The sequence below is a fragment of the Flavobacterium acetivorans genome (genome assembly GCF_020911885.1).
GTDB lineage: Bacteria > Bacteroidota > Bacteroidia > Flavobacteriales > Flavobacteriaceae > Flavobacterium > Flavobacterium acetivorans.
The window spans coordinates 1-14,909 of the sequence record NZ_CP087132.1; the positions used below are offsets into that span (position 1 = coordinate 1).

The window sequence follows — 14,909 nt, forward strand, 5'->3', positions numbered from 1 at the left end:
ATGAACAAAACTGCTCAATCAGTATGGGAAAACTGTCTGTCTTTTATAAAGGACAACATTCAAGATCAAGCTTACAAAACTTGGTTTGAACCAATCAAATCAGTTGAACTTACCGATAACGCTTTGTACATTCAAGTTCCTAGTAAATTTTTCTACGAATGGCTAGAAGAACACTATGTAAAATTATTAAAAGTGGCACTTACTAAAGAGCTTGGCAAAAATGCGAAGTTACTTTATAAAATCAAAATGGAAAACACTTATGGCAACAAACAACCTTTTACGGAACAATTGCCAAGTGCCAACAGGGCTCCAATGAAACCCCAAAATGTTGATGCACCTTTTAAAAATCTAGATCCAGAATTAAAGAATCCTTTTGTAATTCCAGGAATCAGGAATTTAAAAATTGAATCACAATTAAATGCCAACTATAGTTTTGACAATTTCCTTGAAGGAGATTCTAACCGTTTAGCGCGTTCAGCTGGTATGGCTGTAGCCAATAAACCGGGAGGAACATCATTCAACCCTTTATTGATTTTTGGAGGTGTAGGTTTGGGTAAAACACACTTAGCACACGCTATAGGTGTCGAAATAAAAGACAAATATCCTGAAAAAACAGTTTTATACATTTCAGCTGAAATTTTCACCCAACAATATATTGATTCGGTAAAGAAAAACAACCGAAATGATTTCATTCATTTCTACCAATTAATCGATGTTTTAATCATTGATGATGTGCAATTCCTTTCCGGAAAGTCTGGAACACAGGATGTATTTTTCCATATTTTCAACTATTTACATCAAAACGGAAAACAGGTTATCTTGACTTCTGACAAGGCACCTGTTGATATGCAAGATATCGAGCAACGCTTATTGTCTCGTTTCAAATGGGGATTATCTGCTGAATTGCATCAACCGGATTATGAAACCAGGATTTCAATCCTGAAAAACATCCTCTATCGTGATGGTGTAGAAATTCCAGAAGAAATCATAGAATATGTGGCCCGAAACATTAAATCAAATGTTCGTGAGCTAGAAGGTGCTATTATTTCGCTAATTGCCCAATCTTCTTTCAATAAAAAAGAAGTAACCATTGAGCTGGCAAAAAGTGTGGTTGAAAAGTTTGTTAAAAATGTCAAAAGAGAAATCTCTATCGATTACATTCAAAAAATCGTTTCGGATTATTTCCAATTAGATATAGAAACCCTTCAATCAAAAACCAGAAAAAGACATGTAGTACAGGCAAGACAACTGGCGATGTTTTTTGCTAAAAAGTTTACAAAAGCTTCTTTGGCCAATATTGGTTCACAAATTGGAGATCGGGACCATGCTACGGTTTTGCACGCCTGTAAAACTGTTGACAACTTAGTGGCTACCGACAAGCAATTTAAAAAATTCGTTGAAGATATCCATAAAAAATTAACGCTATAAGAGCATCATGTCTGTAAAAATTCTAATGGTTTGTTTGGGAAACATCTGCCGATCGCCTTTGGCCGAAGGTATATTAGCCTCAAAACTTCCAAAAGACAAATTCAGAGTAGACTCAGCCGGAACAGGTTCCTGGCACATAAACCAGCCACCTGACACGCGTTCTATTGCTACAGCAAAAAAATACAACATTGATATTTCCAATCAAAAAGGAAAACATTTTCAAAAATCAGATTTTGAAATCTACGATTACATCTATGTTATGGATCAATCCAATTACGACAATGTAATTGAATTATCAGAAACTCCTGAACAAAAATCTAAGGTAAAGATGATTCTGAATGAATTATTCCCTGATGAAAATGTAGATATTCCTGATCCTTATTTTGGATTACCAAATGGATTTGAAATTGTTTACAAAATGCTGGACGAGGTTTGTGATATTATAGCCGAAAAATTAATCACAAAACATCAATAATTCTTATTTCCCATAAATACTGAATTTTAAATCAATCGTATTCAGCTTTCATCTCATCAGCCTTTACATCTTATAATTAGAACAAAATACATCCCAATGAAACCAAACACTCTTCTAGGAAAACTCTATTTAATCCCCACTACTATGGGCGATTGTGACCCAATGGATGTTTTACCACAAACAGTAAAAAGAACCATTGATTTCATTGATCATTATATTGTCGAAAACGACAAAACGGCACGTAAATCCATCAAAGAAGTTAGTCCCGAAAAAAAACAATCTGAATTAATCCTTTTCACCTTAAATAAACGTACTGAAGTTAAAGAACATCTTGACTTTATCAAACCCTTACTGGAAGGTAAAAACATGGGACTAATGAGCGAAGCAGGCTGTCCAGGTGTCGCTGATCCTGGGGCAGTAATCGTAAAGCTAGCCCATGAAAAAGGCATTCAGGTTGTTCCATTAGTTGGTCCTTCTTCTATCCTACTGGCAATGATGGCTTCTGGAATGAACGGACAGAGTTTTACTTTTCATGGTTATTTACCCATTGAAAAAGACGAAAAAAAAGCCAGTTTCAAAAGCTTAGAAAGAATATCTTTCGAAAAAAATCAATCCCAAATATTTATCGAAACTCCATATCGAAACAATAAATTACTGGAAGATTTACTACAGACTTTACATCCGGAAACGCATTTGTGCATTGCTACTGATATTACATTACCAACAGAATATATTAAAACCAAGAAAATTGCAGCTTGGAAAAAAGAGACTATCGATTTACACAAACGTCCTACTATTTTTATTATTCATAAAATGTAAACTTTAAAATTTTACAATTAGCTTTTATTCTATCCGGAAGATTACACTTTAACAAGAGTAATTCTCTGGATTTTTTTTGTTCAATTTAAAAAACAATAAAAAAACAACTGATTACCAATACATTATGCTTAAATTTATTCTCCCTTAATCTCCAAAAAATTATTCCTAATTAAATTTAAAACCAAATATAATTATGAGAAACAAGATTTTTAAAGGAGGATTAGTCCTAATGATTATCACTTTGATGATTGCCTGCCAAAAGAAAGAGACTCCTATGGTCGCTGTTGACCTAGAAGGAGTAAAAACTGAAATTCAAGCACTCGAAGATGGCTTTGCCAAAGCTTTTAATGAAAAAAATGCTGATGGAATCATGTATTATTCAGAAGATGCAATCAGTTATTCTAATGAAAAAATGCCTCTGATGGGCAAAAAAGCCATTCATGAATCCATAAAAGAAGAATTAAAGAATTTTCCTAAAGGAGCAAAAATAGCCTTTAAAACTAATGAAGTCCATGTCTCAAATGACGGAAATCAAGTCGTGGAAATTGGCGGATACCAAGTTATGGATTCAACTAACACAAAAATGATGAGCGGAAATTTCATCAGTCTCTTTGAGAAAAAAGACGGCAAATACGTTTGCATTAGAGATATGGCCAATTCTGATATGCCTAAACCGGCTAAATAAATCAAAAACAAAGACTGAAGCGCTGAAATGAAACGCTTCAGTTTTTTATAAATCCTTATATAAAGATTTTATCAAACCGAAGCTTTTACTTACTTTTAGATCAATTAAAAAAAAGTATGTCAAAACTTCCCAATATTGGTACGAGTATTTTTACGCTAATGTCTAAAATGGCGGCTGAATACAGTGCGATAAATCTTTCGCAAGGATTCCCAAATTTCCCGGTAGACGAACGCTTAACGGATATTGTCGCCAAACTAGCCAAAGAAAACGTGCATCAATATCTGCCAATGTCTGGTTACACGCCTTTATTGTCCAGAATAGCTGCTCTTGTCGAAAAATCCTATGCAAGAATTATTCAACCAGAAAGTGAAATATTGGTCACTGCAGGTGCTACAGAAGGAATTTTTGCCAGCATTCAAGCATTGGTACAAATGAATGACGAAGTAATTATTCTAGATCCCAGTTATGATTGCTATGAAGCCCCCATTTTATTAAGTAATGCGATTCCCGTACGTGTAGCTTTAAATGATGATTATACCCCAAATTGGGAGAAGATTGAAAAAGCCTGTTCGCCAAAAACCAAAATGATTATCATCAATAATCCGCATAATCCAACAGGGAAAATTTTGTCCGAATCGGATTTCGAAGCTTTAGAAAAATTGCTTCAAAAACATCCTGAAATCATTGTACTTTCGGATGAAGTCTACGAATACATCACTTTTGAGAAAAAACACATTTCGGCTCATACTCGCTCGCAACTTTTAAATCGTTGTGTAATGGTTTCCTCTTTCGGAAAAACATTTCACGTTACAGGCTGGAAAGTGGGCTATCTGGTAGCTCCTGAACATTTGATGAAAGAAATCAAAAAAGTACACCAATTTTTAGTTTTTAGCGTCAATAGTATTTCTCAAGTGGCAATTAGTAATTATTTAGACTTTGTTTCTGTTGAAGAAATTGGAAGTTTTTACCAGGAAAAACGAGATTATTTTAGAAAATTACTCCGAACAAGCCGATTTGAATTGATGCCTTCCGAAGGAACCTATTTTCAAGTAGCTTCTTACGCAGCCATTTCAAATGAAAATGATGTGGATTTTTGCAAAAGGCTGATTATAGAACATGGAGTTGCCGCCATACCAATTTCTACTTTTTATGCTGATGGAAAAGATTTGCATTTAATTCGTTTTTGCTTTGCTAAAGACGATGAAACATTGGAGCAAGCCGCAAAAAAATTATGCGCCATTTAACAAAGCTGTTTTCGCTTTTTTATTATGCGTGCATATTATTTAATTTCGTTATATTTACAATCCAAAAAAATAATATACTATGAGTTATACCGATAAAATGCTACGCGATGACGCCCTAAAAGGAAAAGTAATTGTGGTTACTGGAGGCGGAAGCGGCTTAGGAAAAGCAATGACCAAATACTTCTTAGAATTAGGTGCCAAAGTCGCCATTACATCACGAGATTTAGAAAAATTAAAAAATACGGCAACAGAATTAGAAGCCGAAACTGGAGGCAGTTGTTTACCGCTTCAATGCGATGTTCGTCATTATGAAGAAGTAGAAAACATGCTGCAAGCAGTACTGAAAACCTTTGGAAAAGTAGATGTTTTATTGAACAATGCCGCTGGAAATTTCATTTCACCAACCGAAAGACTATCAGCCAATGCCTTCGATACCGTAATTGATATTGTCCTTAAAGGATCCAAAAACTGTACATTGGCCTTTGGAAAACATTGGATTGACACCAAACAAACCTCGGCCACAGTTTTGAATATTGTAACTACTTATGCTTGGACTGGATCCGCTTATGTTGTGCCAAGCGCCACTGCCAAAGCCGGAGTTCTTGCCATGACCCGAAGTCTTGCCGTAGAATGGGCAAAATACGGCATCCGTACTAATGCCATTGCCCCAGGGCCATTTCCTACCAAAGGTGCTTGGGACAGATTATTGCCGGGAGATTTGGCCGAGAAATTTGATATGTCCAAAAAAGTACCATTAAAGCGTGTGGGAGATCATCAGGAATTAGCTAATTTAGCGGCTTATTTGGTATCTGATTTTTCTGCTTATGTAAATGGTGAAGTGGTGGTTATTGATGGTGGTGAATGGCTCAAAGGTGCAGGACAATTCAATTTATTGGAAGCCATTCCAGAAGAACTTTGGGATCAACTGGAAATGATGATAAAAGCGAAAAAGAATAAATAATTAAGATCTGAATTCTTTTTTTAAAAGAGGGAGCCTGAAAAGGACTTCCTCTTTTTTGTATCATAAGACTAGATGAGCAGCTTTCTTGGGCTGATAATTAAGTCAAATATTTTACAGAAAACAAAATTCACTCCCAATTAAATTCCTATTTTTGCCCTAACAATTATAACACAATAGTATATGCTCATCATAGGGATTGCAGGCGGAACGGGAAGCGGAAAAACAACCGTAGTTCATCAGATTATGAATGAATTACCGGAAGCGGAAGTTGGTATTATTTCACAAGATTCCTACTATAAAGAAAACCACGGCCTATCATTTGACGAAAGAGCCCTAATCAATTTTGATCATCCGCGCGCGATTGATTTCGAGTTGTTAGTCGAACATTTGAAGGAATTAAAGGCCGAAAGAAACATAAACCAACCCGTTTATTCTTTTGTGACTCACAATAGAACAGATGACACTATTTTTACGCACCCTAGAAAAGTGATGATTGTTGAAGGTATTTTGATTTTGGCTAATGCTGAACTGAGAGAGCTTTTTGACATCAAAGTCTACGTGCATGCAGATTCTGACGAAAGATTAATTCGCCGTTTGAAACGGGACATTGCTGAACGCGGTCGTGATATGGAAGAGGTTTTAAACCGTTATCAAACCACATTGAAACCAATGCATGAGCAATTTATAGAGCCTACAAAAGCATTTGCCGACATCATCATCCCGAATGATAAATACAATACCGTTGCAATCGATATTGTTCGTGCGGTAATAAATCAAAAAATTCTATAATTTATTGTAATTTTATAAAATTCCAATATTTAGGAGACTTCCCCAATTTCTTCTTTATTCACTAGAACTGATTGCTGGAATATCTGGGGCAAAAAAACAAAATTTATGAAAAATCCTTACAAAGACAAACCTTGGTTTAAATTCATGAGTAATAAATACATATGGGTTTTACTGTTTTTTACGACTTGGATGCTTTTTTTGGATAACTATTCCTATTTTGACCATCGTATTTTAGATAATCAAATAAATGAACTTGAAGACAATAAAGAATATTATCAACAAGAAATAAAGAAGGACGAAGAGCAAATTAAACAGCTCAAAAATCCGGAACAAATAGAGAAATATGCCCGCGAAAAGTACTATATGAAAAAAGACAGTGAAGACATTTACATCATAGAATTTGAAGGTGACAGCATCGTAAAAAAATAAAATCTGGAATTATTAAAATCAGAATCAAAATGAACAGTAATTTATTCGAAGATTTCGATCCCGTTTCTTCCAAACAATGGAAACAAAAAATCCAGTTTGAGCTCAAAGGTGCGGATTATAATGAAACCTTAATCTGGAATTCTCCAGAGGACATTAAGGTTAAACCTTTTTATCATAAAGACGAATTTACAAAATCGATTCCGGTTGCCACAAAAGCCACAGACTTTAAAATTTGCCAAAATATTTTTGTTTTTGATATTGATAAATCAGTAGAAAGAGCTTTGGACACTCTAAATAGAGGTGCCGAAAGTCTTCGTTTTACTATTGAGGACGAAAACATAGACATCGCAGCACTTCTTGAAAAACTTCCTTTAAAAACGGTACCTGTTTACTTCAATTTCAACTTTTTCTCAATCGATTTCGTTCAAAAAATTGACGCTATTGCAAGGCAAAAGGAAATAAAAATATTCTACAATATAGATCCCATTGGGCAATTGGCCCGCGAAGGCAACTGGTTTGTTACAAGCGAAAAAAACAATTTCGATTCACTAAACACACTTTGTACCGCGATTCCTAACAGCTCGATTATTAGTGTTGATTCTAGTTTGTATCAAAATGCCGGCGCAAACATGGTGCAACAAATAGCCTATAGCATGGCGCATGTCAATGAATATTTTAACAGAATTCCAATTATCAACCAGCCAATTGTTTTTGAAATTGCAGTAGGGACAAATTATTTTTTTGAAATTGCAAAACTGCGCGCGTTCCGATTATTATTCAATTTAATTGCCAAAGAATACAACCACAATCTAGATTGTCATCTTTTAGTTTCTCCAAGCAAACGCAACAAAACATTATACGATTACAATGTAAATATGCTCCGTACCACTACCGAGTGCATGTCGGCAATATTAGGCGGAGCAGATGCAGTTGTCAATTTACCTTATGATTCTTTGTACCATAAAGACAATGAATTTGGAGATCGAATAGCCAGAAATCAATTATTGGTACTTAAAAACGAAAGTTATTTTGACAAAGTAAACAATCCCGCAGACGGAAGTTATTATATTGAAACATTGACCAAACAATTAGCCGAAAAAGCATTGGCCTTATTCAAAGATATTGAAGCAAGCGGTGGATTTTTGAAACAATTGAACGAAGGAATTATTAAAAGAAAAATCCAAGAAAACGCTGATAAAGAGCAGGAACTTTTTGATTCCGGGAAAGAAGTGCTATTGGGAACCAATAAATACCCCAACAAAGACGACAGAATGAAACACAATCTGGAACTCTTTCCTTTTGTAAAAATCAAACCCCGAAAAACATTGATTAATCCGATAATTGAAAAACGATTGGCGGAGAAAAAAGAACAAGAACGTCTGGATTTAGAATAATTTCAAATCATTACAATCAGATAATTAAACCGCTTAAATTAGTGTCAAAAATGATCAGAAATGACCTCAAACATATTCAATTAGACAACCAAAAGTCGAAAACCTCAGATCAAGCTCCTTTGACCGAAGGATTTTTAACGGCTGAAGGTATTGAACTCGAGTCCACTTATTCCGAAAAAGATATTGAGAATCTCAATCATCTGGACTTTGGAGCTGGCTTTGCGCCAAATTTACGCGGCCCTTACGCAACAATGTATGTCCGCCGACCTTGGACGATTCGCCAATATGCCGGATTTTCTACCGCAGAAGAAAGCAACGCTTTTTACAGAAGAAATTTGGCGGCAGGCCAAAAAGGATTATCCATCGCTTTTGATTTACCCACCCACCGCGGCTATGATTCTGATCATGAACGTGTAGTGGGCGATGTAGGAAAAGCAGGTGTTGCCATTGACTCGGTCGAAGACATGAAAGTATTGTTTGACCAAATTCCATTGGACGAAATGTCAGTTTCAATGACCATGAATGGTGCCGTTTTACCTATTATGGCTTTCTATATTGTGGCTGCCGAAGAGCAGGGTGTAAAACCAGAACAACTTTCCGGAACCATACAAAACGATATCCTCAAGGAATTTATGGTGCGCAACACCTATATTTATCCGCCAACTCCATCGATGAAAATCATTGCCGATATATTTGAATTTACGAGCAAAAAAATGCCCAAATTCAATTCGATATCCATTTCCGGCTATCACATGCAGGAGGCGGGAGCGACAGCTGATATCGAATTAGCCTATACCCTTGCAGATGGATTGGAATACATTAGAACGGGATTGGCCACGGGAATGAAAATAGATGACTTTGCTCCTCGCCTGTCCTTTTTTTGGGCTATAGGCATGAACCATTTTATGGAAATTGCCAAAATGCGTGCCGGAAGAATGATTTGGGCCAAATTGGTAAAGCAGTTCAATCCAAAAGACGATAAATCCTTAGCATTAAGAACCCATTGCCAAACTAGCGGCTGGAGTCTAACAGAACAAGATCCGTTTAATAATGTCGCTCGTACCTGTATTGAAGCGGCGGCGGCGGCTTTTGGCGGAACACAGTCTTTGCACACAAACGCTCTTGATGAAGCCATTGCCTTGCCGACGGATTTCTCTGCAAGAATTGCCCGAAATACCCAAATCTTTTTACAGGAAGAAACTAAAATTACAAAAACGGTGGACCCCTGGGGCGGAAGCTATTATGTAGAAAGCCTAACCCATGAAATTGCCGAAAATGCCTGGAAGCTGATTGAAGAAGTAGAAGAACTAGGCGGTATGACCAAAGCCATCGAAGCTGGGATACCAAAACTTAGAATCGAAGAAGCCGCAGCCAGAAAGCAAGCCCGTATTGATAGCGGACAAGATATTATTGTAGGTGTCAACAAATACCGACTGGAAAAAGAAGATCCTTTGCACATTTTAGATGTTGATAACCAAATGGTGCGCAAACAACAGTTGGAACAACTCGATCGTATCAAGGCGAGCAGAGATAATGAAAAAGTACAGGAATCACTAAAAAAATTAATCCTTTGTGCCCAAACCGGAGAAGGAAATTTATTGGAGTTTGCCGTAGACGCTGCCAGAAACCGAACTACTTTGGGAGAAATCAGCGATGCCTTAGAAACAGTTTTTGGAAGATACAAAGCACAAATTAAATCCTTTAGCGGCGTGTATAGTAAAGAAATTAAAGACGACAAAAGCTTCGAGAAAGCCAAACAACTAGCCGATACCTTTGCCAAACAAGAAGGCCGTCGCCCTAGAATTATGATTGCCAAAATGGGACAAGACGGTCATGATCGTGGTGCCAAAGTAGTGGCCACAGGTTATGCCGATGTAGGTTTTGACGTGGACATTGGTCCCCTTTTTCAAACTCCTGCCGAAGCCGCTAAACAAGCCGTGGAAAATGACGTTCACATCCTTGGAGTTTCCTCTCTCGCTGCGGGACATAAAACCTTGGTTCCTCAGGTGATTCAGGAATTAAAAAAATACGGTCGTGAAGATATTATGGTAGTTGTGGGAGGCGTTATTCCTGCCCAAGATTATCAATACCTATTTGATGCTGGAGCGTTAGCAGTTTTTGGCCCAGGTACAAAAATTAGTGAAGCCGCTATACAAATATTGCAAATTTTAATTGGAGACTAAGCTACAATTAGACGATTCAAAAGATTCAAAAAACACCAACAAAGTTGGTGTTTTTTTATTTTTACTCCATCTAATAATCAATTCGCAAAGAAACAAGTACAAGTTAAAATTCTTCTTAAAAAACTATACGCTAAATCAATACAAATTAACAAATTTTACACAACACAATGATAATCAGTTATATATAAAAACAATACCTTTATCAAAAGCCACGATTTCATAAATATTTTTTTCAAAAAAACATTGTTATTTAAAAAAACAAAGCTTTAGAATTAATTTGCATCATAAAAGGGGAAGTAACTATAAGCCTTAAAAATTATTCTGGAGCAGAATAGAAATAATTAAAATCAACTATTATGAAAGCGTACATTATTGTTTTTTTATTTTTAGGATTAACAAATTTATCCTACTCCCAGAATAAAACAGATTTAGAGCCATCTGATGGTAACATCTCTATTGAAAATTTACCCGCAGTGGTAATTAAAAGTGTTGGAGATGATTTTTCTGTGTATATAACTGACCGCAATTCTGATCCAAAAGTCCGGAAACTTCAAGATCGTTTTATAGCCTACGATCTAGGAAAAAACTTAGAAGGCTATGAAACTTATTTAGTTTATATGGAAATAAAAGGAGGAACATTAACCGCCACCTATGACGAAAAAGGAAAATTAATTCGTGTGGTAGAAAATTATGTCAATGTAAAGCTTCCTGCTAAGGTAATTTACTCCGTATATAAAAACTTTCCTGGATGGGAAATTATTAATGACAAATATTTATACTCTCAGGAGAAAGGAGATATTCTAAAAAAACAATACAATCTAAAAATAAAAAAAGGGAACGATACCAAGAAATTAATAGTTCGTCCAAATGGGGAGATAATATCTGGAATGTAATTTATAAAATACTTAAAATCAACTTGAGGCTGTTCATAAAAATGAACAGCTTTTTTTATACTATAATTATTAAATGAAATTTGCTATAATTAACAAAACATACATAAAACATTAACTATCAACCACTTATAATTTAATTACCTTTATTATGAAAAAAAACATTACGAGACAGCCCCAAAATTGACATTTTTTTAAACATTTACCTTAGAATGAACAACAACAGAAGGGGAAGTAAATAGCAAGCCTTATGTTCTATTTTATAGTAAACATTCAAACAATTAAAATCAACTATTATGAAAACGTATTTAATTGCTCTGTTAGTTATAGGACTGGTGAATATATCTTATTCTCAAGATAAAAAAAAGAATGATAATGCAATTGTTGGCATTGAAAACTTACCGGCAGTAGTCATCAAAAGTGCTGGAGAAGATTTCTCTGTTTATTTACCAGACAGAAACGCAGATCAGAAAGTTAGAAAATTAGAAGACAGTTTCATTGCCTACAACCTAGGCAAGGACTATGAAGGCTATGACACCTATTTAGTATACATGGAAATAAAAGGAGGCACCTTATCTGCCACTTATAATGAAAAAGGAAAACTAATTCATGTTGTCGAGAATTATAAGGGCGTAAAACTCCCTTCAGAAGTTATTTATTCTGTTTATAAAAATTTTCCTGGATGGGAAATCATAAATGACAAGTATTTATATTCACAAAAAGAGGGAGATATTGTAAAAAAACAATATAATCTTAAAATAAAAAAAGACAATCAAACCCGAAAATTAGTCGTTCATCCTAACGGCGAAATAGTAGAAGAAAAATAACTATAAATTATCTAAGACTGTCCAAAAATATGGGCAGTCTTTTTTATTAATATCACTTTTTAAACATTAATACAATAGCGTTTTATAGAATTCAAAAAAATGAAATGTGATTGAGTGCTAATTTAAAATCAAATATTATGAAATCAATTATTCTTACTTTTCTTTTAATAAGTTTAAGTGTTGTGTCCTATTCACAAGACAAACCAAAAAAAGACCCTCAACAAGGGAAAATGAAAATTGAAGAATTACCCGCTGTGGTAATTAAAAGAGTAGGTTCTGATTTTTCAGTATATCTTCCTGACAAAAATCCTGATATGGACGTAAGAAAGATGGAAGAAAAATTTATAGCCTATGACATTGGTAAAGATTATGAAGGCAATGAATCCTATCTAGTGGTAATGGAATCCAAAAAAGGGTCTTTGGCTGCAACCTATGATAAAAATGGAAAGTTAACTCGCGTAGTGGAACAATATAAAAATATAAGACTACCCAACGAAGTTATATATGCTGTTTATAGAAATTATCCAGATTGGTCCATTGTAAATGATAAATTTTTATACACCCAAGAAGAGGGAGATATTAATAAAAAACAATACAATCTAAAAATAAAAAAAGGAAAAGAAACCATGAAATTAACCGTTCGTCCTAATGGTGAAATTCTAAAAGCAAAATAAAGCTATTAATCACTGATAAAAAAAGGCATCCAGAGATTCTGAATGCTTTTTTAGTTTACCGTTATTTAATTAATTTAGACTCGCAATTGCATTAACATTAGCCACAATTAATGAAGTATCATATCCTCCAAATGCTTTCATATAACTTCTTATCGAAGTTCCATAAGCGTCTCTAATATATTTCTTTCCGTTATTTTTAAAGTATCTTTTTACGGAACCAGCACCTCCAAGATGGGCTGCAGCCAAAATTCCAGACTCAGTAACCAGGATTCCGTTTACTACTTTCCCATCATATTTATCAATAACATCTTGTAGAAGAGCTTTATTTTTTGACAAAAGCGCCACAAAAGCTCTTTCTTGCATTTTAGGGCTTCTCAAGAATAAAGTAGAATCATGTATCCCAACAGATTTCAGGGTTTCTTTACCAAACTGGTACTTCCCCATATAACCAAGTGAATTAATTTTTTTGTATTTACCTTCAGATTCTTTGAAAGCTATTGCTTCTTTGAAACCAATAAATAAATTTCCGGTGAAAGGGATGTTCAAATTTGTGTAGTCGTCTTCTTCAAGTGATGGAAATAAGTATCGAATTCCATCTGTGTTTTTTATTAGAAACCATTCGTTAGTATCTATTCTAAGGGGTTTAAAACCGGAGCTTAAAAAAGCTATAATAATAGTTAAACTTGTATAAAAATACCACTTCTTTATCATAAATTGTTTTTCTTCAAAACGCTGTCCCGTTTCAAAATTTCTGCGTGCAAATATACCACTATTTTCCATAATATTGACAATCAAGTTATTAAAGTTTTCTAAAAATGCAAAACATGTCCCTTAACCCCCTCTCTACGTGAGTATTCTAACGTTGGTGCTGGAATTTTCAGGGTGTTAAAACAATAAAAAACGGATTTTAAAAAATGGGATTTTGTCTCAATTTTAGTTAAATCAACGTCAAAACTCAAATAAATCTGGCGGTATGATCCCGCTGGTTGTTCATTTTTTTTGTCCAAAATTTTGTATTTTGAATCCACCCCTTCGCTACCATAACCTACAGCTAAATTTAACCACTTAGGAATTCTGGAACTTTTAAAAAAGGAGTATAAATTTATTGACATCCAAAAAGTTTGCTCGTCAAATTCACTTGTGACCCTTGATTTCATTTGCCCTGGTGATAGAGAAAAAAAATCGGTTGTTTCAAACGAAAATTTGGGAATTATCCGTTGTTCTTTCCATAACAACTCTTGAGAGACAAATAATGATGTTCCTGCACCATTAGCAATTATATCTCCATAAGAAGTTCCATTATCATAAGAAAATCCAGCTAAAATTTCTACGGTTGTTAAAAATGCAAACCCTATTCCTGCACCATAAATCAGCTGATTTTTTTTGCTCACACCACTCCATTGTAATGTATTTGCTCCCAAGCTTCCAATATGATAGGAAACAAAAATGTGAGCCGCCTTATCCATCCCTAAAGAAACCCCTTTATCATTAGCTAAATGAAACTTAGTATTCAAATGATCTCCATCAAAAGGTTTACTTATTTGAATTACTCCTCCAATAAAAAGAATACTTTCTGTAATAATAACTGCATTACGTCGGGCAACATTAAGTGAGTCTGATGGTTTTAAAAAATTATTAATTCCTGACTGACCCCAAGTAATATTAAAACATAAAATGGCAAAAAGTAATAACCACAATGTTTTAGTAATTTTTTTCATATGCTATTATTGAGATTAAACACCTCTCAAAACCCTATGAACATGGAAAATTAAGTCTAAAAACACTTTATTTCCATGGAAAAAGAAATCTATACCTTACAAAGTATAGTGATACATCAGTAGAATATCAATAAACTCTATTGAATTAGGAAAAAGAATACTCTACCTCGTTTTGATATGAAAGACCTAATCTTAGAATCTTTTTTATCAAATCGAGACGATAATGGTAAATATAAAATTGGAAAAGTCAAGTAAGCAATAGTCTTAGCTTGATTTTAAACATAAAACAATTCCTCTAAAGTCAAAAAAGAAAAATTATTTAAGAATCGTATCAACTATAATTGACAAATTCGCTAAAGGATCAACTATGGTATACAATTAATATAAACTCTC

At 34.6% G+C, this 14,909-nt stretch carries 15 protein-coding genes; 13 read left to right on the forward strand and 2 right to left on the reverse strand.

The annotated features are described in order from the left end of the window. The 13 genes from dnaA (at position 1) to LNP19_RS00065 (ending at position 12,798) form a co-directional block, all read left to right on the forward strand. Positions 1 to 1,428, forward strand: a complete 1,428-nt coding sequence (gene dnaA / locus LNP19_RS00005; RefSeq protein ID WP_072939759.1) for a chromosomal replication initiator protein DnaA — start codon at positions 1 to 3, stop codon at positions 1,426 to 1,428. A gap of 7 nt (positions 1,429 to 1,435) precedes the next feature. Beyond that, positions 1,436 to 1,903, forward strand: a complete 468-nt coding sequence (locus tag LNP19_RS00010) for a low molecular weight protein-tyrosine-phosphatase (RefSeq protein ID WP_230062776.1) — start codon at positions 1,436 to 1,438, stop codon at positions 1,901 to 1,903. Positions 1,904 to 1,999: 96 nt separating this feature from the next. Further along, a complete protein-coding gene (locus LNP19_RS00015) occupies positions 2,000 to 2,722 on the forward strand; it encodes an SAM-dependent methyltransferase (protein ID WP_230062777.1) in 723 nt (240 codons plus the stop codon). Positions 2,723 to 2,915: 193 nt separating this feature from the next. Then, on the forward strand, positions 2,916 to 3,407 hold the full coding sequence (locus tag LNP19_RS00020) for a YybH family protein (protein ID WP_230062778.1): 492 nt from the start codon (positions 2,916 to 2,918) through the stop codon (positions 3,405 to 3,407). Positions 3,408 to 3,523: 116 nt separating this feature from the next. Continuing rightward, the gene (locus tag LNP19_RS00025; RefSeq protein ID WP_230062779.1) at positions 3,524 to 4,651 is read left to right on the forward strand and encodes a methionine aminotransferase; all 1,128 of its coding nucleotides are present in this window, start codon (positions 3,524 to 3,526) and stop codon (positions 4,649 to 4,651) included. A gap of 79 nt (positions 4,652 to 4,730) precedes the next feature. Next, positions 4,731 to 5,612 (forward strand): SDR family oxidoreductase, encoded by an 882-nt coding sequence (locus LNP19_RS00030; RefSeq protein ID WP_230062780.1) that lies wholly within the window; start codon positions 4,731 to 4,733, stop codon positions 5,610 to 5,612. A 180-nt stretch (positions 5,613 to 5,792) separates the two neighbouring features. Next, positions 5,793 to 6,401: a uridine kinase gene (gene udk / locus LNP19_RS00035; RefSeq protein ID WP_230062781.1), complete on the forward strand. Its 609-nt coding sequence runs from the start codon at positions 5,793 to 5,795 to the stop codon at positions 6,399 to 6,401. A 105-nt stretch (positions 6,402 to 6,506) separates the two neighbouring features. Beyond that, positions 6,507 to 6,830, forward strand: a complete 324-nt coding sequence (locus LNP19_RS00040) for an FtsB family cell division protein (protein ID WP_230062782.1) — start codon at positions 6,507 to 6,509, stop codon at positions 6,828 to 6,830. Between the two features lie 29 nt (positions 6,831 to 6,859). Beyond that, entirely contained in the window at positions 6,860 to 8,224 is a 1,365-nt protein-coding gene (locus LNP19_RS00045; protein WP_230062783.1) for a methylmalonyl-CoA mutase subunit beta, read from the forward strand. 50 nt (positions 8,225 to 8,274) lie between these two features. Further along, on the forward strand, positions 8,275 to 10,407 hold the full coding sequence (scpA, locus tag LNP19_RS00050) for a methylmalonyl-CoA mutase (protein WP_230062784.1): 2,133 nt from the start codon (positions 8,275 to 8,277) through the stop codon (positions 10,405 to 10,407). Between the two features lie 356 nt (positions 10,408 to 10,763). Then, the gene (locus LNP19_RS00055; RefSeq protein WP_230062785.1) at positions 10,764 to 11,300 is read left to right on the forward strand and encodes a hypothetical protein; all 537 of its coding nucleotides are present in this window, start codon (positions 10,764 to 10,766) and stop codon (positions 11,298 to 11,300) included. A gap of 293 nt (positions 11,301 to 11,593) precedes the next feature. Next, positions 11,594 to 12,124 (forward strand): hypothetical protein, encoded by a 531-nt coding sequence (locus LNP19_RS00060; protein ID WP_230062786.1) that lies wholly within the window; start codon positions 11,594 to 11,596, stop codon positions 12,122 to 12,124. 137 nt (positions 12,125 to 12,261) lie between these two features. Next, positions 12,262 to 12,798, forward strand: coding sequence for a hypothetical protein (locus LNP19_RS00065; protein ID WP_230062787.1), 537 nt, complete (start codon positions 12,262 to 12,264; stop codon positions 12,796 to 12,798). Between the two features lie 69 nt (positions 12,799 to 12,867). On the opposite strand, the gene LNP19_RS00070 is transcribed toward LNP19_RS00065, so the two are convergent. Together LNP19_RS00070 and LNP19_RS00075 are read right to left on the reverse strand one after the other, a co-directional pair. After that, positions 12,868 to 13,509: a peptidoglycan-binding protein LysM gene (locus LNP19_RS00070; RefSeq protein WP_230064249.1), complete on the reverse strand. Its 642-nt coding sequence runs from the start codon at positions 13,507 to 13,509 to the stop codon at positions 12,868 to 12,870. Between the two features lie 98 nt (positions 13,510 to 13,607). Next, complete coding sequence (locus tag LNP19_RS00075; protein ID WP_230062788.1) at positions 13,608 to 14,516, reverse strand: DUF2279 domain-containing protein; 909 nt, start codon at positions 14,514 to 14,516, stop codon at positions 13,608 to 13,610. Positions 14,517 to 14,909 lie beyond the last annotated feature (393 nt).

Bases quoted from the DNA above. Each gene is read 5' to 3' on its own strand.
- LNP19_RS00065 (WP_230062787.1), top strand. From the start codon at position 12,262: ATGAAATCAATTATTCTTACTTTTCTTTTAATAAGTTTAAGTGTTGTG.
- dnaA (WP_072939759.1), top strand. From the start codon at position 1: ATGAACAAAACTGCTCAATCAGTATGGGAAAACTGTCTGTCTTTTATA.
- LNP19_RS00055 (WP_230062785.1), top strand. From the start codon at position 10,764: ATGAAAGCGTACATTATTGTTTTTTTATTTTTAGGATTAACAAATTTA.
- udk (WP_230062781.1), top strand. From the start codon at position 5,793: ATGCTCATCATAGGGATTGCAGGCGGAACGGGAAGCGGAAAAACAACC.
- LNP19_RS00075 (WP_230062788.1), bottom strand. From the start codon at position 14,516: ATGAAAAAAATTACTAAAACATTGTGGTTATTACTTTTTGCCATTTTA.
- LNP19_RS00040 (WP_230062782.1), top strand. From the start codon at position 6,507: ATGAAAAATCCTTACAAAGACAAACCTTGGTTTAAATTCATGAGTAAT.
- scpA (WP_230062784.1), top strand. From the start codon at position 8,275: ATGATCAGAAATGACCTCAAACATATTCAATTAGACAACCAAAAGTCG.
- LNP19_RS00030 (WP_230062780.1), top strand. From the start codon at position 4,731: ATGAGTTATACCGATAAAATGCTACGCGATGACGCCCTAAAAGGAAAA.
- LNP19_RS00010 (WP_230062776.1), top strand. From the start codon at position 1,436: ATGTCTGTAAAAATTCTAATGGTTTGTTTGGGAAACATCTGCCGATCG.
- LNP19_RS00020 (WP_230062778.1), top strand. From the start codon at position 2,916: ATGAGAAACAAGATTTTTAAAGGAGGATTAGTCCTAATGATTATCACT.
- LNP19_RS00015 (WP_230062777.1), top strand. From the start codon at position 2,000: ATGAAACCAAACACTCTTCTAGGAAAACTCTATTTAATCCCCACTACT.
- LNP19_RS00070 (WP_230064249.1), bottom strand. From the start codon at position 13,509: ATGATAAAGAAGTGGTATTTTTATACAAGTTTAACTATTATTATAGCT.
- LNP19_RS00025 (WP_230062779.1), top strand. From the start codon at position 3,524: ATGTCAAAACTTCCCAATATTGGTACGAGTATTTTTACGCTAATGTCT.
- LNP19_RS00045 (WP_230062783.1), top strand. From the start codon at position 6,860: ATGAACAGTAATTTATTCGAAGATTTCGATCCCGTTTCTTCCAAACAA.
- LNP19_RS00060 (WP_230062786.1), top strand. From the start codon at position 11,594: ATGAAAACGTATTTAATTGCTCTGTTAGTTATAGGACTGGTGAATATA.